This is a genomic window from Exiguobacterium sp. B2(2022), from assembly GCF_028823655.1.
GTDB classification, from domain to species: Bacteria; Bacillota; Bacilli; order Exiguobacteriales; family Exiguobacteriaceae; genus Exiguobacterium; species Exiguobacterium aestuarii_A.
In genome coordinates this window covers 25904-43066 of sequence record NZ_JAPEHX010000006.1, presented here as the reverse complement: position 1 = coordinate 43066, position 17163 = coordinate 25904, and the positions used below count along the sequence as shown (strand labels likewise).

23 protein-coding genes are annotated in these 17163 nt (G+C 49.2%); 12 read left to right on the top strand and 11 right to left on the bottom strand.

The genetic code is table 11. The features are described from left to right. Nucleotides 1-14: 14 nt before the first annotated feature. Complete coding sequence (locus tag ON063_RS02200; protein ID WP_274664088.1) at nt 15-353, bottom strand: hypothetical protein; 339 nt, start codon at nt 351-353, stop codon at nt 15-17. Nucleotides 354-521: 168 nt separating this feature from the next. Between ON063_RS02200 and ON063_RS02195 the strand changes: the two genes are divergently transcribed. Both ON063_RS02195 and ON063_RS02190 read left to right on the top strand, forming a co-directional pair. After that, nucleotides 522-998: a DUF305 domain-containing protein gene (locus ON063_RS02195; protein ID WP_274664087.1), complete on the top strand. Its 477-nt coding sequence runs from the start codon at nt 522-524 to the stop codon at nt 996-998. A 195-nt stretch (nt 999-1193) separates the two neighbouring features. Continuing rightward, nucleotides 1194-1910 (top strand): peptidoglycan DD-metalloendopeptidase family protein, encoded by a 717-nt coding sequence (locus ON063_RS02190; protein WP_274664086.1) that lies wholly within the window; start codon nt 1194-1196, stop codon nt 1908-1910. Nucleotides 1911-1953: 43 nt separating this feature from the next. On the opposite strand, the gene ON063_RS02185 is transcribed toward ON063_RS02190, so the two are convergent. The 3 genes from ON063_RS02185 to ON063_RS02175 all read right to left on the bottom strand — a co-directional run bounded on the left by ON063_RS02185 (nt 1954) and on the right by ON063_RS02175 (nt 3678). Then, nucleotides 1954-2115 (bottom strand): hypothetical protein, encoded by a 162-nt coding sequence (locus ON063_RS02185; RefSeq protein ID WP_274664085.1) that lies wholly within the window; start codon nt 2113-2115, stop codon nt 1954-1956. 87 nt (nt 2116-2202) lie between these two features. Further along, nucleotides 2203-3120, bottom strand: a complete 918-nt coding sequence (locus tag ON063_RS02180; protein WP_274664084.1) for a TerC family protein — start codon at nt 3118-3120, stop codon at nt 2203-2205. Between the two features lie 129 nt (nt 3121-3249). Continuing rightward, nucleotides 3250-3678, bottom strand: coding sequence for an Rrf2 family transcriptional regulator (locus tag ON063_RS02175; protein ID WP_274664083.1), 429 nt, complete (start codon nt 3676-3678; stop codon nt 3250-3252). Nucleotides 3679-3824: 146 nt separating this feature from the next. On the opposite strand from ON063_RS02175, the gene ON063_RS02170 reads away from it, so the two are divergent. Then, a complete protein-coding gene (locus ON063_RS02170; RefSeq protein ID WP_274664082.1) occupies nt 3825-4682 on the top strand; it encodes an SDR family oxidoreductase in 858 nt (285 codons plus the stop codon). Nucleotides 4683-4720: 38 nt separating this feature from the next. On the opposite strand, the gene ON063_RS02165 is transcribed toward ON063_RS02170, so the two are convergent. From ON063_RS02165 to ON063_RS02145, 5 genes are all read right to left on the bottom strand, one after another. Further along, nucleotides 4721-6253, bottom strand: coding sequence for a methyl-accepting chemotaxis protein (locus ON063_RS02165; RefSeq protein ID WP_274664081.1), 1533 nt, complete (start codon nt 6251-6253; stop codon nt 4721-4723). 127 nt (nt 6254-6380) lie between these two features. Then, nucleotides 6381-7106, bottom strand: coding sequence for a polysaccharide deacetylase family protein (locus ON063_RS02160; protein ID WP_274664080.1), 726 nt, complete (start codon nt 7104-7106; stop codon nt 6381-6383). Between the two features lie 109 nt (nt 7107-7215). Further along, nucleotides 7216-7857: a TVP38/TMEM64 family protein gene (locus ON063_RS02155; RefSeq protein WP_214744494.1), complete on the bottom strand. Its 642-nt coding sequence runs from the start codon at nt 7855-7857 to the stop codon at nt 7216-7218. A gap of 78 nt (nt 7858-7935) precedes the next feature. Then, nucleotides 7936-8367: a DUF1801 domain-containing protein gene (locus tag ON063_RS02150; RefSeq protein WP_274664079.1), complete on the bottom strand. Its 432-nt coding sequence runs from the start codon at nt 8365-8367 to the stop codon at nt 7936-7938. Next, a complete protein-coding gene (locus tag ON063_RS02145; protein ID WP_274664078.1) occupies nt 8364-8720 on the bottom strand; it encodes a DUF2200 domain-containing protein in 357 nt (118 codons plus the stop codon). The genes ON063_RS02150 and ON063_RS02145 overlap by 4 nt, the downstream gene beginning before the upstream one ends. A 119-nt stretch (nt 8721-8839) precedes the next feature. Between ON063_RS02145 and ON063_RS02140 the strand changes: the two genes are divergently transcribed. Together ON063_RS02140 and ON063_RS02135 are read left to right on the top strand one after the other, a co-directional pair. Continuing rightward, nucleotides 8840-9292, top strand: a complete 453-nt coding sequence (locus tag ON063_RS02140) for a MarR family transcriptional regulator (RefSeq protein WP_274664077.1) — start codon at nt 8840-8842, stop codon at nt 9290-9292. Nucleotides 9293-9307: 15 nt separating this feature from the next. Beyond that, nucleotides 9308-9820, top strand: coding sequence for a GNAT family N-acetyltransferase (locus ON063_RS02135; protein ID WP_274664076.1), 513 nt, complete (start codon nt 9308-9310; stop codon nt 9818-9820). Here ON063_RS02135 and ON063_RS02130 read toward each other — a convergent pair. Then, nucleotides 9817-10482, bottom strand: a complete 666-nt coding sequence (locus tag ON063_RS02130; RefSeq protein WP_274664075.1) for a haloacid dehalogenase type II — start codon at nt 10480-10482, stop codon at nt 9817-9819. The genes ON063_RS02135 and ON063_RS02130 overlap by 4 nt on opposite strands. Nucleotides 10483-10552: 70 nt before the next feature. Here ON063_RS02130 and ON063_RS02125 point away from each other — a divergent pair, with 70 nt between their 5' ends. From ON063_RS02125 to ON063_RS02100, 6 genes are all read left to right on the top strand, one after another. Next, entirely contained in the window at nt 10553-11146 is a 594-nt protein-coding gene (locus ON063_RS02125) for an FMN-binding negative transcriptional regulator (protein ID WP_274664074.1), read from the top strand. Nucleotides 11147-11321: 175 nt separating this feature from the next. Beyond that, nucleotides 11322-12335, top strand: a complete 1014-nt coding sequence (locus ON063_RS02120; RefSeq protein ID WP_446719119.1) for an iron-siderophore ABC transporter substrate-binding protein — start codon at nt 11322-11324, stop codon at nt 12333-12335. After that, nucleotides 12332-13357, top strand: coding sequence for a FecCD family ABC transporter permease (locus tag ON063_RS02115; RefSeq protein ID WP_274664072.1), 1026 nt, complete (start codon nt 12332-12334; stop codon nt 13355-13357). Before ON063_RS02120 ends, ON063_RS02115 begins: the two co-directional genes overlap by 4 nt. Next, on the top strand, nt 13354-14385 hold the full coding sequence (locus tag ON063_RS02110) for a FecCD family ABC transporter permease (RefSeq protein ID WP_274664071.1): 1032 nt from the start codon (nt 13354-13356) through the stop codon (nt 14383-14385). The genes ON063_RS02115 and ON063_RS02110 overlap by 4 nt, the downstream gene beginning before the upstream one ends. Further along, a complete protein-coding gene (locus ON063_RS02105; protein WP_214687506.1) occupies nt 14386-15222 on the top strand; it encodes an ABC transporter ATP-binding protein in 837 nt (278 codons plus the stop codon). It begins immediately after the preceding gene. Nucleotides 15223-15400: 178 nt separating this feature from the next. Continuing rightward, complete coding sequence (locus ON063_RS02100) at nt 15401-15799, top strand: cytidine deaminase (RefSeq protein ID WP_074035820.1); 399 nt, start codon at nt 15401-15403, stop codon at nt 15797-15799. Nucleotides 15800-15831: 32 nt separating this feature from the next. On the opposite strand, the gene ON063_RS02095 is transcribed toward ON063_RS02100, so the two are convergent. Continuing rightward, nucleotides 15832-16776: a M23 family metallopeptidase gene (locus tag ON063_RS02095; RefSeq protein WP_274664070.1), complete on the bottom strand. Its 945-nt coding sequence runs from the start codon at nt 16774-16776 to the stop codon at nt 15832-15834. Nucleotides 16777-16887: 111 nt separating this feature from the next. Here ON063_RS02095 and ON063_RS02090 point away from each other — a divergent pair, with 111 nt between their 5' ends. Further along, a complete protein-coding gene (locus ON063_RS02090) occupies nt 16888-17106 on the top strand; it encodes a type II toxin-antitoxin system Phd/YefM family antitoxin (RefSeq protein ID WP_274664069.1) in 219 nt (72 codons plus the stop codon). Nucleotides 17107-17163 lie beyond the last annotated feature (57 nt).

Genomic DNA, 17163 nt, shown 5'->3' with positions numbered 1-17163 from the left:
TCCCTCCTTCCTCTTTATCGTTCCGCGTGCTTCGCGTGATTTCCTTCTGTGCCAAAAAGAGCCTGCAGTTGTTCACATGCGCGTGAGACGTCTCGACAGTAAATGACCGGTACTCTCGCATCAATCGGTCGATCTGTGACGATGGCCACTGCGCCGTTACGAATGGCGGCCTTCACTAAATCGACACCACGTTCATTGATCGGACGTTTGCATACATATAAAAACATTTTTTTTATTTTTTCTGGTGTCGTCCCAACCCCGTGAATCGCCATCTCTTCTGGACGGTCGAGATACGACCAAGATAACACAGAATCTAGTGTTGCCAATACGTCACGCAATGTCAGCTCTTGCATTGTCGTTCCCCTTCCTTGCAAAATCTCAATTTCATTAGTCTACCCGATGTTTGTGAAAAAGAAGTGAAAAGTATCAAGAACATGCCATAGCTAAAAAACATGCAGGTTTGAGTACAGAACAAGTAGGTAAAAGTATTTCTACATGCATAACAAGAAAGGGTGAGCGAGATGAAATCGTACGGTAAATTTGGAATCATGATTGCGGTCTCTACATTTATTATGTATTGGCTCATGTATTTGAACGTCTTTCAAATCAACCATATCTTCTTTAGTCAAACGAGGTTGTATATGGCACTGATCATGGGATCGGTCATGGCATTCGTCATGCTTCTCTTTATGTGGGGGATGTATAAGAATAAAACTCTCAACTTTATCATCCTAGGGGTCAGCGCCCTCGTCTTCAGTGCCTCGCTCTGGCTCGTACGTAGTCAGACGACGGTCGATGACGTCAGTTGGATGAAAGCGATGATCCCGCACCACTCGATTGCCATCTTGACGAGTGAGCGCGCCGAAATTGAGGACCCGCGCGTCAAAGAACTGTCGGAAGAGATCATCAAGGCGCAGCGTCGTGAAATTGAAGAAATGAAGCAGTTGATTAAAGATTTAGAGAATGAGGAAGAGAACGCAGAAGAGAATCAAGAGTAACAGACATACACAGCCGATTGGCTGTGTATGTTTTTTTGCCTTTAGGAAAAATGAGGGAAGTAAGTTAGAATTTGTTTTCCTTTATTTGAAATATAAATGACATATTTGTCGGTTTGTTTTGGTGGTAAAATTTTTTCATCAAGATAATATAAAAATTAAAAATTTAAATACATAATTGAAAGGATTTACCATAACATGAAACGAAAGATGCTCTCTCTCCTCTGTGCTGTGTTGCTCACCATCGGAATCTTCACTCCAGCCGGTACGCCTGCTGAAGCGGCGACCACGTATTATGTCAAAGTCACGACCAACAGTTTGAACGTCCGTTCGGGTCCAGGCACGACGTATGCGATCGTCGGCAGCGCCAAATTGGGGCAGTCGTTCAAATATCTTGGCGTGAGCGGGGGATGGACGAAAATCAACTTCAACGGCACAGCCCGTTACGTATCGAGTACATATGTGAAGAAGTACAGTGTGACGACACTCTCGACGACGTCGACAGCGAAGATGGTCATTCCGACAAAAGGGACGTTGACGCAAAAATATGGTCCGGCGAGCGGGCAATACGGTTACACGTTCCATAACGGCATCGACTTGGCGGCACCGAGAGGGACACCGGTCGTTGCAGCCGCCTCTGGGCAAGTCATCGTCTCCCGCAATTACGGGGCGTATGGGAACCATATCATGATGACCCATCAGTTGAACGGACAAACATATATCACGGTGTACGCGCACCTCGACCGCCTCAATGTCGTCAAAGGACAGACGGTCGCAAAAGGGGCGACGATCGGAACTGTCGGAAATACGGGCAACTCGTTCGGAAACCATCTCCATTTCGAAGTACATCGGAACAGCTACGTGTATAGCAGTTCATCGCCAGCAAACAGCATCAATCCATATACGATGTTTTAACGCAACAGCACGCGCCCCATATTTGGGAGCGCGTGCTTTTTGGTTAGTGGATGGTCGTTCGCTTGTTTCGTCCGATTTGGTTGGCGACAATCAGGCATGCGCCAAGGACGATACCGAACACCAATCCGAATAAGGAATTAAAGAGTAGCATGAGGATGATCCCGAAGACGAGACCGATACTCATGAGGCCAATCCGATCAAACATAGTGAATCCCCTTTTCTTTAGTTGTGCACCTCAATGATTACCCGATTTTCAAAGAAAGAACACCGACGAAATGGACCGATTGATTCATTATACGTGTTTGGACGAACTAGGTTTCGTTTTGTAGAAACTATAGAGCACGCTAATCAAGATGACGAGAACAATTGTCCCGAGTGACATCCAAATCGGCATCTTGTACACATCACCTAAAATCATCTTCGCCCCGATGAAGACGAGCATGAAGCTGAGACCGTGTTTCAAATAGTAGAAACGGTCAATCAAGTTGGCGAGGACGAAGTAGAGGCTACGGAGTCCAAGAATCGCCATGATGTTCGCATAGAAGATGATATACGGGTCACGTGAATACGCGAAGCTCGCGGCGACCGAGTCGACAGCGAAAACGATATCCGACAACTCGATGAAGATGAGCGCGATGAAGAGCGGTGTGAAGAACAACTTCCCATTGATCCGTTTCGTGAACTTCCCAGATGAAATGTCTTGTGTGATCGGAAGGCGTCGCTCAAGCCAACGAATCGTCTTATTTTCTTCAAGCGACTCCTCTTTCCCGATATTCTTGTACATCATCCAACCTGTATAGACGAGGAACGCTCCGAACACGTAGTAGACCCAACCGAAGTTTTCTAAAAGCGATACACCAGCGACGATGAAGACTGCGCGGAAGAAGATGGCTCCGAGAATCCCCCAGAACAACACTTTGTGCTGATACTTGAGCGGGATGGCGAAATAAGCGAAAACAAGGGAGAAGACGAAGACGTTATCGATGGCGAGTGCCTTCTCGATGAAGTACACGCTCGCATATTCCGTTGCCGCCGTACTACCTTGCGTGTAGAACAACCAGCCCCCGAATAAGATGGCAATCCCGATCCAGACAAACGTCCATGTCCATGCCTCGCGGAGCGAGACTTCGTGTGCCTTACGGTGGAACACCCCGAGGTCAAGCGCGAGCATGAAGATGACGATGAGTAAAAACCCGATGAGTAGGGTCAACAACAATTCCTCCTTTTAAGTTCGTATGAACTTTTATATCATTAATATAGGGTCATATGAACTTAAAGTCAAGAAGGGGGGATGAAAAAAAATCACTCTTTTAAAAAGTGATTTCATGAAGTACATCTTTCAATTTGTTAGTTGCTCAATATCTTTCACAACGTCTGAAAGCATAATCTGTTCGAGTACACGTTCCATTGCGGATTGAGCCGTAATAAAAATAGGCTCTATTGTCGCTTGAATATTTCGGCCGACTGGGCAAGCGGGATTTGGCTGGTCATGAATTCCAAACAATTCATTCGGTTCAACAACGGAAACTGCTTGATAAATTTCGAGAAGTGAGATTTCGGTTAATGATTTTGTGAGGGTCGCACCAGCAACACCAGGTTTGACCTGAATCAATTCAGCCTTCTTCAACATAGCCATAATTTTTCGAATGAGGGCAGGGTTTGTATTTACGCTCCGCGCTAAAAAATCAGACGAGATGACTTCTGGCGGTGAAAGTGCGACAAGAGTCAGCATGTGGATTGCCACTGAAAATCGACTACTGATCGTCATAAATTTCTCCCTTTCTATTCATGCATGTAAACAACTTTGTTACATGTTTAGTATAACAGGGAAAGAATAATTGACAAATGAGTTACCTGTAATTATCATGATTACATGTAACTGATTCGATTACAGCGTAGGGGAGGAAATCAAAAATGAAATACTTAGTCACCGGGGCAACCGGTAAATTAGGATCAAAAATTGTAGAGGAGTTACTCAAATCCATCGATGCGAGTGACCTCGCGGTTAGCGTGCGCAATCCGGAGAAAGCAGCATCGCTGAAAGAACGTGGGGTTGATGTACGCCACGGAGATTTTGATCAGCCGAACACACTCGATGAAGCGTTCAAAGGTGTCGAGCGTCTGTTAATCATCTCGGCAGATGGCGACAACGACACGCGGATTCGTCAACATACGAACGCGGTCGAGGCGGCAAAACGGGCTGGTGTTTCCTTCATCGCCTATACGAGTCTGGCCGATGCGACAGACAGTGAGAACTTGATGGCACCCCCACACGTCGTCACAGAGGAAGCGATTGTGGAATCGGGGATTCCGTATGCGTTCTTGCGGAACAACTGGTACTTAGAGAACGAATTGCCGAGCATGCAGGCAGTCGTTGACGGGGCACCGTGGATCACGGCGGCCCGGGACGGGAAGGTCGGCTGGGCGCTTCAACAAGACTACGCGGAAGCAGCGGCGAACGTCCTGTTGAAAGAACAGCAAGAGAGTGCGGTATATGAATTGTCAGGACCGCTCCATACACAAAAAGATCTAGTCGATGCACTCAGTGAAGTGTTAGGACGTGACGTCATGATGCAAGAGCTGAACCTTGAGGCATATGAAGAGACGATGCGCGGGGCAGGGATGCCTGATGACGTGGTTGCACTTCTCGCCGGCATCCAGCGAAGCATCCGTCAAGGAACGCTCGAGATTCATGAGAGCGACTTTGAACCGGTTCTCGGACGTCCGGTCACACCATTACAAGAAGGAATTCGTCAATTGCTCGACCGATAAACAACATGCCCCCGACCGACCGGTCGGGGGCATTTGTGTTAGGCGCGGGATGCGTGATCTTCGAGTTGAGTCGTCACATCTTCAAGTGCGTTCGCCGTGACGGCGAGGCGGTCCGACATGGAACTGAGTTCTTTTTGGACAGCTACCTGTTCTTCCGTTGCAGCAGCCACGTGGTAAATCTGTTGTTGCAGTTCACTTGAGGCATGTTTCGTCGATTCGAGGCGTGTCTCGAGCGTCTCCATCTGTGTCGTCACGAGTTGTCTCGTCTCTTGGATCGAGGCAATTTGTGCGTCGATTTCCGATACGTCTTCCGTGAGACGACCGAAGACAGCCGTCACGTCGTTTGTGACCGTTTGACAGTTTTCAGTCGCTTGTTTGAAGAGGTGAGCTGACTTCGAGACGACCGTCGTATCTTCCATCAATCCACCGAGGACGCGCGTCATTTCCGATGCGTATTCTCGAGACTGGACGGCAAGCTTCCCGACTTCAGAGGCGACGACCGCGAATCCACGACCAGCTTCTCCAGCACGGGCAGCTTCAATCGATGCGTTCAAGGCGAGCATATTCGTCTGTTCACTGATTGAGCCGACTTGCTGCAAGATGCCTTGGATTTCAGAGGAACGATTCGTCATCGTCGCGACAATCTGCTCAAGTTGCTCGGACTCCATGATGATTTCCTGTACTTTTTCTTCCATGAGACGCATATCTGTATTTCCGGAGAGGGCGTCTTTGGCGATACGGGACGAAGCTGCTGCCGTTTGCGCCATCCGTTCCTGGATGAGCGCGGTCAGCGAACGAATGGATTGAATCTCATCCGCACCTTGTACCATCGAAGCTTGTTGAGACGAAGCGTGCGCGACGATTGGGTCGACCGTGATGGCGATTTGTTCACCAGATTCGAGCGACTGATTCGCAGCCGATTCGAGTTCTTCCGCGTGGCTATTCAAGGACTGAACAAGGGAGCTGACGTCATGAATGGCTTGTTGCAATAACTGTCGCGTCTCCTGTTCGTGCGCTTCGACACGTTCCGTCTCCTTGTTGCGGAAATGAATCTGGGCGACGAGTACGGCACTGAGCAAAATCAAGTATACAGCGTGGACGAGCAATAAGCTAAATGGGTAGTCGCTCGTCCCACAAATCATTTCAGGAAATAAGAAATACCCTGCCAAATGCTGTACTGCAAAGATGGTGGCACTATATAAAATCAAGTCGATACGCCGCATGAACGACAGGATGGCCAAGACGACAAAGATGGAGAAGTGATACTCGACGAGTCCTTGTCCACCGGCGACCGTCGAGATGCTTGCAAAGGTGAGCGTCAGCATCATCCAATACGGGAACATCTTGCTTTCTCGCTTCAGGCTGACGAGCATCATCCCGAGGAAGACGAGTGGGAGCGCGAAGAGCACCCATGTCACATTCGAGTACACATAGCCACCCGCGCCGTTTCGTAAAATCGTATACGTGTAGGCAAATTCCGTAAAACGGTGAAGCAAATGGACGACAACCGACGTCATCACAATCAATAACGTCGTCAACAACATCAACTGATTTCGTTTCATCAAACTCATGTTTCTTTCCTCACATTCTCGTGTTCATTTATTGTGGCTCTATACATATCGGACGGATGTCCCAGAAGTTTATTCGAATTGCATATTCGACGCACAAAAAAGGAGCGCGAGGCTCCAATTCAAACGTTCAATGTGATGTGCCATACCATTTTTTGTAGAAATGATACGGTTCCTTTGCCTGGTCTGTCGTCAAAAATACAAACTTCTCACGTGTCAAATGTCTCAACATATAGGAGAGAGATTCTGGGGAAGTGGCGTGATCGTGCATTAAGACAATCGATGCCTGATAGTAAGAACGATGGGCACGCACTTGTTTGATGGTTTGATAGCGCATCACGTTCTGATCCTTTTTGTATTTCCAGTCGAGCGTATCAACGTTCCAGTCCCACATGTGGAAGCCGGCCTTCTCCATCGCCTGGCGATGTGCTTTTGTCATATGGGGCACACTTCCGTAAGGGACACGTATCGTTGTCGACTTCACACCGGTAATATCAAAAATCAACTGTTGAACCTGTTTCATCTCGTTGACTGCCGTTTTCGGTGAACGATAAAAAATCTTTTTGTCGTGGGTCATGCTATGTAGTCCGATGGTATCTCCTTCGTCAACAATCCGCTGAAGAATAGCCTCATTTCCTTTGATTTTCTTTCCAAGAATAAAGAATGTCGCCTTCACGTTGTAGCGTTTCAGGACGTCTAGCAATTTAGGCGTATACTGATTCGGTCCATCATCGAACGTCAGATAGACCATCTCACCTTTGTTATAACGAGGATGAAACTCGCTTGCAGAAGCCGGAACAGAGGAAATGAACAAGAGAAACACAGTGAACAGACAGACGATTGATTTTTTTAGCACGAATCGATTCTCCTTCAATCAACAATGTGGATATTATTCCCATATATAATTTACAGGATTAGGGTTTAGGTGTTCAAACGCCTTTTTGTGAGGAAGGAAAATCGATTTTTCAATTTAATCCAAGCCACTTCTTGACGGGCTCACGGAAGATATATGTGATGACAATCAACCCGACGAAGACAAGTGCGGCGATGAAAATCGTTGTGACGCTACCTGATGCGAGGCTCGCACCGAGAAAACTGTAGGCGAACGTCCCTGGAATCATGCCGAGTACGGTCGCCGGGACGAACGCGCGGAAACGGACGCGCGAGATGCCTCCGGCGTAACTGAGCAAGTCGAAACTGACGAGCGGGATGAGTCGTAAGACGAACACATATAAGAAACCGCGACGCTCCATCTGGGTGAACAGTTTCTCTGACCACGGATAGCGGTCGACGTTGACGACCGAGCGTCCGAAGAAGCGTCCCATGACGTAACCGGTCGTCGCAGCAGCGGTCGCCCCGATGATGATATAGAGGACCCCTGGCCAGACGCCGAACGCGAGACCGGCTCCAAGTGACAGCACGGACGTCGGTAAAAAGGCGACCGGACCGATGGCGTAAAGGAATATAAAGAATAGAGGACCCCAAAACCCAAACGACAAGACGATGTCGCGAATGTCAGACGGACGCAACTCATAGTGGAAATGGGTGATATAGAACAACGTGCCAAACACGAGTAAGAACAAAGTGATTTTTAGCCAGCGTGGCATGAGGCGTCCCTCCTTTTTCCTAAGCATACCGCATTCATCGTTCATGACAGAAAACGAATGTGCGAAAAAACCGAAGCGTTAGCCTCGGTTTCCTTCATAGCGCTGAATCCATTCATCGACAGTCATCTTTTCGACGAGTTCCCCGACCAAATCAAACGGGATCCGTTTCACGTTGTTGAAGCGAATACAGCTTTTCCCCATATCGAGCTTCGTCGGGACGTGTTTCGCATACTCCTGTTCGAACCAAGCGAGCAATTCAGGGTCGGCGTAAATCCCCATGTGATAAAGTCCGACATGGCGCTTTTGCGCGATCACGCTGATAAAGGGAAGCGGTGTACCCGGTGTGACGTGATAACCAGATGGATATCGCTCGAGCGGGACGACGTAGTGGACACCATGTCCGTCTGTCGTCTTTTCAAAGCCTTCTGGTAAATGGTCATCGATGACCTCGATTAGATGAATGAAGGAATCGAGCCTTGCTTCGTCCACAAGTGTCGTCACGTCCATCATGATTCGCCTCCTCGTAAGATCTTCTCCATTTTCTTCCCCTTCGCCAACTCATCGATGAGTTTATCCAAGTAGCGAATCTCGCGCATGAGCGGTTCTTCGACGTTCTCGACACGGACCCCACAGACGACGCCTTTGATAAGGGCGCGGTCTTTATTCAGGCGAGGTGCTGAAGCGAAGAATGTGTCAAAATCGACTTGATCCTCAATTTGACGTTCGAGTTCGGTCTCATCATAACCCGTCAACCATTCGATGATCGTGTCGACTTCTTCTTTCGTCCGTCCTTTCCGTTCAGCTTTGGCGACGTAGTGTGGATAGACGCTCGCAAAGCTCGTCGTGTAGATGCGGTGACTCATTGCACATTCATCCCCTTCTTCATAAAAAATCTCTCCTTTCATTCTCTCACAAAATCAAGTATGCTTATATCAAATGTTTTTGTTGCATTTACAACAAAAAAGAGTGGAGGTGACTGCTGATGCATGATCATCTGCGAGAGATTGGGATGATTGCGCGTGCCCTCGATTCAATCAGCAATATTGAATTCAAGGCACTCGGTTTAGAAAAGGGAAAATACTTATACGTCGTCAGGATTTTTGAACACCCAGGTATCATTCAAGAGCGACTAGCAGAGTTGATTAAGGTAGATCGGACGACCGCCGCACGTGCCATCAAAAAATTAGAGCAAGAAGGATGGGTTGAAAGGCGCTCAGATTTGGAGAATCAAAAAATTAAACGCCTGTACGTGACGGAGAAAGGCAAGACATTGTATCCGCACATCATTCGGGAACATGAATATTCGACATCGGTCGCGTTATCGGGACTCGACGAGCAAGAAAAATTGCAACTGTTGCAGCTACTGAAAAAAGTACGAAGCAATGTGGAGACAGATTGGACCGAGGTGAAGAAAGGAAAGCATCGAGAATACTGAGAGGAGCAAGGGTACATGATTGAAATTTCAAAAGTAACAGACGTAGAAGCATTGCGTCACGTTAGCATCCAGACGTTTACGGAGACGTTCGCACATCACAATACACCGGAGCACTTGAACGCTTACCTAGAAAAAGCGTATGCGACTGAGCAGTTGAAGCAGGAGTTGGCACACCCAGACTCCCATTTCTACTTTACATATGTAGATGACGAGTTGGCAGGCTATTTGAAAGTGAACGTACGCGACGCTCAATCCGAACCGATGGGCACCGATGCGATTGAAATCGAACGAATCTACGTACTAGAAGCGTTTCAAGGTCACGGGGTGGGGAAAGCATTATTCACTCAGGCAATCGAATTGGCGAAGGAGTTGTATAAACGGAAGATGTGGCTGGGCGTATGGGAACACAATGAAAAAGCGATTCAATTCTATCGGCGCAATGGGTTCGAACAGACGGGCATGCACACCTTTTTCATGGGAGAGGATGCACAAAACGACCTCATTTTCACGAGGTCGTTCACAAATTAAAGCCATTCTGGCAAGTTGTTCAAATTCGGATAGACGGTATCCGGTTCCACATCGAACGCTTCAAACGGTAGGTCGTTCCGATTGATCCAGGCCGCATGGAAGCCGAAGTTTTTCGCCCCGGCGATGTCCCATCCGTTCGACGATAAGAAGAGTACCTCGTCACGACGAAGACCGGACGTCTTGAACCAATGCATATAGGCGGCTGGTGTTGGTTTCGGTTGTTTGATCCCGTCGACGCTGACGACCTCATCGAAATAATCGGTGAGTCCGGCGTTACGGAGCAGTGCCTCGAGCATCTCGTCCGTCCCGTTCGAGAGGATGACGGTCTTCACGTCATGCAACTCTTTCAGGACCGATTCGACCTCCTCATACGGTGTCAGGTGCGCATACGATTCAATCAGACGTTGTTCGATGTCGTCTGTGGATGTTGCGTCATGGACGGCTAAAGCGTAACGGAGTGCGTCCCGGGTCACCGTATCGAAGTCTTCGTAGCGTCCCATCATGTGGCGCCAAAAGAAATACTCGAGTTGTTTCGTCCGCCATACTTGGCTGATGGCTGCTCCTTTCTCAGGGAACTCTTCTTCACAGGCATCCCTCACCGAATGGACGTCGAATAAGGTGCCGTATACGTCAAAGACGATGGCTTTGATAGTTGGTTTCATAAAAACATTCCTCCTTCTGTGTCGTTATACCCGTCTTGTTCAGAATATAATAGGAGAAAGGGGGTCCGACATGTATATTCCAAATCAATATTCCGTAAAAGAACGAGCTGAGATTCATGCATTTCTTAATGCCCATCCGTTTGGGATTGTCGTGACGCATGACGGGGACAAACCGATTGCGACACACGTCCCGTTACGATTCGATGAGACGAACGGTCAACTGACGACCCACGTGTCAAAAGCGAATCCGCAGTGGCGAACGATTGAAGATCAAACTGTTCTCGTCATCTTCCAAGGACCAGACGCTTATGTGTCAGCATCCTGGTACGGCCATGAGGACGTCTCGACATGGAATTATCAAGCCGTACACGTATATGGACGTGCGACGATTCTCAACGAGGACGAATTAGTGGAGGAACTTGCAGGCATGCTTCAAGAGCACGAAGGGGAACGTGAGCATGCGGTGCGTTGGGAGACGTTATCGGAACCGGTGAAGCGACAGATGCAGGGCGTCGTAGGGTTTCGGATTGACATCACCGACATCCAGACGACGTTCAAGTTGAGCCAGAACCGAAGCGACACGGACCATGAACGGATCGTATCCGAGCTTGAAAAACAAGATGAACCGATCGCAGATGTCATGCGACGGCATCGAAAGTCCTAAGCAACCTGTCCTAAAACGGCAGGTTTTTTCATATTTCTTTCCTGAATAGCGGTTGACATGACTTAGGAGCAGGTCTATACTCATAAATGATAATGATTATCAGTATCGACAAAATACAGAGAAGTTCGAAAAGGAGAAAAATCACGTGAACAACACATTCAAGAAATGGTTACATATGTTCATTTTTGTATCGGCATTTGCACTCATCTTAGCCGGTTGTGGTTCGGAAGAAGCTGAGAACGCTTCCACGAATGAAGGGACGGAAGAATCGGCAGAAGGTTACCCGATCACAATCGAGCACGCATTCGGTGAGACGGTCATCGAAGAGAAACCGGAACGTGTCGCAACGATTTCATGGGGAAACCATGACGTCGCACTTGCCCTTGACGTCGTACCGGTCGGATTCTCGGCTGCGAACTACGGTGTCCAAGATGACAGCGGTATGCTTCCATGGACAGCAGAGAAGTTGAAAGCACTCGGAGAAGAGAACCCGAACATCTATCAAGACACAGACGGATTAGACTTTGAAGCAATCGCGGATTCAAACCCGGACGTCATCTTGGCGGCCTACTCAGGGATCACGCAAGAAGACTACGACACGCTCAGCCAAATCGCGCCGGTCGTGGCGTACCAAGAAACACCTTGGGTCACGTCATGGCAAGACATGGTTCGCTATGACTCACTCGCAATGGGACTCGGTGAAGAAGGCGAACAGTTGATCAAGGACACGGAGCAGTTGATCACCGACAAAGCGACAGCCGTTCCTGAGATTGCTGGAAAGAAAGCCGCATTCGTCTCAATGAGCGCGGAAGACCTTTCAAAATTCTATATTTATACGACGGGTGACCCACGTGGTGCCTTCATCGAAGAACTCGGGATGGAATACCCACAAAACATCTTAGACGAAGCAGCGAAAACGGACAGCTTCTATCTTGAACTCAGCAAAGAGAACGCTGATATCTTGAACGACGTCGACATCTTCGTCACATACGGAAATGAAGATACGTTGAAGGCGCTCCAAGCAGACCCGCTCTACAGTAAAGTACCAGCCATCGAACGTGGATCGGTCGTCTTGATCGAAGATAACACGCCACTCGCAGCGGCAGGGACACCGACGCCGCTCTCGATTGAATATACGATCGATGAGTACGTCTCACGCGTATCGGATGCGCTTGCGAAAGTAAAATGATGCAACAACAGGTGAAACAGATGCATACCCCGAAGTACTTCCCGCTTCTCTTAATTGGGACGCTCGTACTGACGGTACTATGTATTCTGGCATCCCTTGCCTTCGGCTCACGGACAGTCGGGTGGAATGAACTGCTGGACGGTTTATTCCGCCCGGCTGTTCAGTCGTATGAAGCGGACATCGTCCGGGAGCGGGTCGTCCGGACAATCTTCAGTTTCATGTGCGGGGCAGCGCTCGGTGTGGCGGGGGCACTCATGCAATCGGTGACGCGTAACCCGATCGCCGACCCGAGTATTCTCGGGGTCAACACGGGAGCGGCGCTCGCTGTCGTCATCGGGATCGCATTTTTCAACATCTCGACAGCGAGTGCGTTCATCTGGTTCGCGCTCGTCGGGGCGTTGTTGACGGCGATCTTCGTCTTTGGTATCGGCTCGCTTGGTCGAGGTGGGGCAACGCCACTCAAACTCGTCTTGGCGGGAGCGGCGACGAGTGCGGCATTGTCATCACTCGTCATGGCCCTCATGATCCCACGCTCGAACGTCATGGATCAGTTCCGCTTTTGGCAAGTCGGAAGTGTCGGTGCGGGGAATATCGATTCCATCTATACGTTTTTACCGTTCTTATTGATCGGTCTCGTGATCGCAGTCGTGACCGCGCCTTCCTTGAACGCACTCGCGCTCGGGGAAGAAATGGCCAAGGGTCTTGGCGTGCGGACGGGAACGTTGAAGCTGACCGCCTCGTTCGCAGGTGTCATTCTATGCGGGGCGGCGACGGCGCTTGCCGGACCGATCGGCTTCATCGGTTTACTCGCCCCGCATTTGATTCGGCTCGTGCTCGGTCCGGACCAGCGTTATCTCATGCCGATGTCCGCCCTCGCCGGTGCTATCATTCTGACCTTCTCGGACGTCATTGGACGTTTGCTCGGGAGTCCGGGCGAGCTTGAGGTCGGGATCGTGACGGCGTTCATCGGGGCACCGATCTTGATTCTATTGACGATGAAAGTGAAAGTACGAGGATTATGATGCAACCAGCGATTGAACAAATCAGACAAGGACGCATGAAGCGCCGTCGTCGCTATGTCGGGATGACGCTTCTCTTGAGCGTCATCGCGCTCACGCTGAGCGGCTTGATGCTTATGCTAGGTAATACGATTTATCCCGTTCAGGACGTCATCCGCGTCTTGCTCGGGGAAGACGTGCAAGGGGCGACGTTCGCCGTTGAGGTATTGCGTCTTCCTCGTATGCTCGCCGGTGTCTTCGCCGGGGCGGCGTTTGGTGCCGCGGGAACCATCTTCCAGACGATGCTTCGTAACCCGCTCGCCAACCCGAACGTCATCGGCATTACGACTGGTTCGAGTGCGGCTGCCGTCTTCTGTATCGTCGTTCTCCAGTCGAGCGAAGCGGTCATCTCGATTGCGTCGATTATCGGGGGACTCGTGACCGTGCTCGTCATCTATTTCTTGTCCAAAGGGGCATCTTTCTCCATCGGTCGCCTCGTCTTGGTCGGGATTGGGATTCAGGCGATGCTCACGGCGGTCATCAATTACCTACTTCTCATCAGCCGACAAAATGATGTCGCGATGGCGATGCGGTGGTTGACAGGAAGCTTAAATGGGGCGAAGCTAGAGGAGTTGCCGCCTTTAATCATCACGGTACTCATCTGTTTACCGATTGTATTGTTACTCACCCGTCAGCTCGAGATGCTCGAGCTCGGTGAAATGGCGGCGACAGGGCTCGGGATCAATACGAACCAAACTCGATTGCTTCTCATCGTTGCGGCGGTGTTCATGCTTGCGCTCGCGACAGCGACGACGGGACCAATCGCCTTCATCGCCTTTTTGGCGGGACCGATCGCGAAGCGCCTCGTCGGGACGAGTCACGCCGGGATTTTGCCGGCGGCGCTTGTCGGGATCATCTTAGTGCTCGCGGCCGACCTCGTCGGACAATTCGCCTTCACGGCACGCTATCCGGTCGGTGTCATCACCGGTATCATCGGCGCGCCTTATCTCTTATACTTGTTGATTCGGATGAACCAGAAAGGGGACTTCTAAATGGCATCCATTATGAAAGTGGAACATCTCACCTCAGGATACGAGGACAAGATGATTTTGAACGATATCAGTCTTGAAATTCCGAGCAACCAAATCAGCATCATCATCGGTGCGAACGGTTGCGGGAAGTCGACGCTCCTAAAGACGATGGCACGCCTCATCAAGCCGAGTGCTGGTCAAGTGACGCTTTATGACAAGCCGATCTCGAAGATGGCACCGAAAAAGCTAGCGCGTGTCCTCGGGATGTTGCCACAGTCCCCGGTCGTACCGGAAGGGATTACGGTCGCCGATCTCGTAGGTCGCGGTCGTTATCCGCATCAATCGTTCTTAAAGGGATGGACGAAAGCCGATTATGAGGCCGTCGCTGAGGCGATGGAGATGATGAACATCACGGAGTTCGCGGACCGTCCCATCGACGAGTTGTCAGGCGGACAGCGCCAACGCGTCTGGATCGCGATGGCACTTGCCCAACAGACGGACGTCCTCTTCTTGGATGAACCGACGACGTATCTCGATATCACGTATCAAGTCGAGATTCTTGACTTGTTGACGGACTTGAATCGGAAGTACGGGACGACGATCGTCATGGTGCTTCACGACATCAACTTGTCGGCACGTTATGCGGACTATATCTTCGCACTCGATAAAGGGAAGTTGATTGCAGAAGGGAAGCCGTCTGACGTCATCACGTGTGATTTGATCCATCGGGTCTTCAACCTTCGCTGTTCGGTCATGTGTGACCCGGTATCCGGCTCACCGTCCGTCATTCCGATCGGTCGCCATCACGTGCAGACAGAAACGGAAGAGGCGCCTGTTGCGCAGCTTGAGTTGGTATGATAGTGAATCAGAAGGGAGAAGGAGCGGAAGTTCCTTCTTTTTTTGTGTCTCTATGAAAGCGTTCTAAAAAAGTCGTTGACTTCTCTTTGAGGCGGGTGTATGCTATAAATCCTGCCCAAAAATGAGAGGCATGGGGACTGGCATCAGTTCATTCGATATTCGAGAGGAATGACTTAAGATGAACCAACAACAATTAGTCGAGCGCGCACGCCAATTGAAGGACAATGCGTATTCACCATATTCGAAGTTCCGCGTCGGTGCGGCACTTCTCATGAAGGACGGCACGGTCATCGACGGCGTCAACGTCGAGAACGTCTCGTTCGGAGCAACGAACTGTGCAGAGCGTACAGCAATCTTCACAGCGGTCGCACAAGGATACAAGAAAGGTGACTTCGAAGCGGTTGCCGTGTCTGGGGACACGGAAGACTTCTTGCCACCTTGCAGTATCTGTCGCCAAGTCATGGTCGAGTTCGGCGATCCTGACTTCAAAGTACTCCTCACGAACGGCAACGCCGATGTGAAAGAAGTGACGCTTGGGGAACTCGTCCCGCTCGCGTTCACAGATTTGGATATGTGATGTTGGGCCCCTCAGATTTCTGAGGGGTCTTCTTATCTGAAAAAGTGAAAGAATAATCTCGGTATGGCCTGAATAATATAAAAGAGCAGTTCTGAAAAATCGAGGCCAGCGAGCCCATTTGACCAACTGTCCTCTTCGCGGGAAGTGACCACTTTTCCACGCACTGGTCGCTGTCGACCTTTCCATCGAATCGGGAGAGCGGTCGCGGTGTTCACAGTCGGGTGATTCATGACACGCATATGCAAACGTGGCTCTACTGTGTTTCCAGAGCGTCCACAGCGGGCAATCAACTTTTTGGTTTTCACTTGGTCTCCAACTTTGACGATAATCGAACCGCTCTCTAAGTGGGCGAGAAGGCTGTATTCATCATGTTTATGTTGAATGATGATGTGATTTCCGAGTGGATGATCAGGATTTGGTTCATCTGGTAGCCCATCGACGACCTGATAAACTGTACCATCAAGTGGTGACAGGACTTGTTCTCCGAACGCATACGAGCCATCGATTCCGACTTTTCTGCGATTGTAAGGTTGCTGATCTTTTGTTTTTAGAAAGTCATAGCCATTACGTTTCTTTCGAATCGGTTCATGAAGATACATCCCGATGTTCGTCCCTTCTGAGACGACGAACCACTGCTCTTTGAATGGAAGATGATATTTGTTTTTCGTGAAAGGGTTGGTCTCTTTTGAAGAGGATGTGACCGTCATCTGAATAGATTCAATCTGATTCACGCGATTGAATTGAATGGACAATAACTTTTCTTTTCGGAAATCCGACCATAATACATACCGACTCCCGTTCAACACCATTTCATTGAGCAGACGATAGCGCCGAATTCCATGATGAAACGAAGACGCTTCGTGATGAAACATGTCCATGGAATAATGAGATTTGCACGAATCGGTCATTTGATGATAAATGTCATCGAACTGACCGTCTTTGAATAAGTGGATGAACTGTTTGTTCTCGTGATGCATGTGCATTCCGCCTTTGTGTATGAGTGGTCTTTTATACGAATCTAAAAACATAGATGTTTCGTCATTCATAAAAAATCATAATATAATGGGCGTAAATGAGGAGTGATGTGAATGTCTACGATTCCATACCAGAAAGCGCAAAAAAAGTTGAACCGCTTGCTTCATCAAGTATGTGAAAATGACGAGACGATTTTCATCTCGAAAGAAGGCGGGAAGAATGCTGTTATCATTTCTGAACGAGAATATAATAGCTTGTTAAAAACCATTTACCTGACGAGCAGTCCAAAAAATGCTGAGCGTCTATTTGAATCCCTAAAGCAGCTTGAATAGCATTAGTCTAATGTTGAAACATATGAGTTTGCATTAACAAACACCCAGTGAATCGTT

Coding starts and splice junctions, on each gene's coding strand:
- ON063_RS02120 (WP_446719119.1), top strand. CDS start 11,322: ATGTTCATTTTTGTATCGGCATTTGCACTCATCTTAGCCGGTTGTGGT.
- ON063_RS02135 (WP_274664076.1), top strand. CDS start 9,308: ATGATTGAAATTTCAAAAGTAACAGACGTAGAAGCATTGCGTCACGTT.
- ON063_RS02115 (WP_274664072.1), top strand. CDS start 12,332: ATGATGCAACAACAGGTGAAACAGATGCATACCCCGAAGTACTTCCCG.
- ON063_RS02175 (WP_274664083.1), bottom strand. CDS start 3,678: ATGACGATCAGTAGTCGATTTTCAGTGGCAATCCACATGCTGACTCTT.
- ON063_RS02095 (WP_274664070.1), bottom strand. CDS start 16,776: ATGCATCACGAGAACAAACAGTTCATCCACTTATTCAAAGACGGTCAG.
- ON063_RS02130 (WP_274664075.1), bottom strand. CDS start 10,482: ATGAAACCAACTATCAAAGCCATCGTCTTTGACGTATACGGCACCTTA.
- ON063_RS02105 (WP_214687506.1), top strand. CDS start 14,386: ATGGCATCCATTATGAAAGTGGAACATCTCACCTCAGGATACGAGGAC.
- ON063_RS02190 (WP_274664086.1), top strand. CDS start 1,194: ATGAAACGAAAGATGCTCTCTCTCCTCTGTGCTGTGTTGCTCACCATC.
- ON063_RS02110 (WP_274664071.1), top strand. CDS start 13,354: ATGATGCAACCAGCGATTGAACAAATCAGACAAGGACGCATGAAGCGC.
- ON063_RS02145 (WP_274664078.1), bottom strand. CDS start 8,720: ATGAGTCACCGCATCTACACGACGAGCTTTGCGAGCGTCTATCCACAC.
- ON063_RS02155 (WP_214744494.1), bottom strand. CDS start 7,857: ATGCCACGCTGGCTAAAAATCACTTTGTTCTTACTCGTGTTTGGCACG.
- ON063_RS02140 (WP_274664077.1), top strand. CDS start 8,840: ATGCATGATCATCTGCGAGAGATTGGGATGATTGCGCGTGCCCTCGAT.
- ON063_RS02185 (WP_274664085.1), bottom strand. CDS start 2,115: ATGTTTGATCGGATTGGCCTCATGAGTATCGGTCTCGTCTTCGGGATC.
- ON063_RS02200 (WP_274664088.1), bottom strand. CDS start 353: ATGCAAGAGCTGACATTGCGTGACGTATTGGCAACACTAGATTCTGTG.
- ON063_RS02195 (WP_274664087.1), top strand. CDS start 522: ATGAAATCGTACGGTAAATTTGGAATCATGATTGCGGTCTCTACATTT.
- ON063_RS02090 (WP_274664069.1), top strand. CDS start 16,888: ATGTCTACGATTCCATACCAGAAAGCGCAAAAAAAGTTGAACCGCTTG.
- ON063_RS02100 (WP_074035820.1), top strand. CDS start 15,401: ATGAACCAACAACAATTAGTCGAGCGCGCACGCCAATTGAAGGACAAT.
- ON063_RS02150 (WP_274664079.1), bottom strand. CDS start 8,367: ATGATGGACGTGACGACACTTGTGGACGAAGCAAGGCTCGATTCCTTC.
- ON063_RS02165 (WP_274664081.1), bottom strand. CDS start 6,253: ATGAGTTTGATGAAACGAAATCAGTTGATGTTGTTGACGACGTTATTG.
- ON063_RS02170 (WP_274664082.1), top strand. CDS start 3,825: ATGAAATACTTAGTCACCGGGGCAACCGGTAAATTAGGATCAAAAATT.
- ON063_RS02125 (WP_274664074.1), top strand. CDS start 10,553: ATGTATATTCCAAATCAATATTCCGTAAAAGAACGAGCTGAGATTCAT.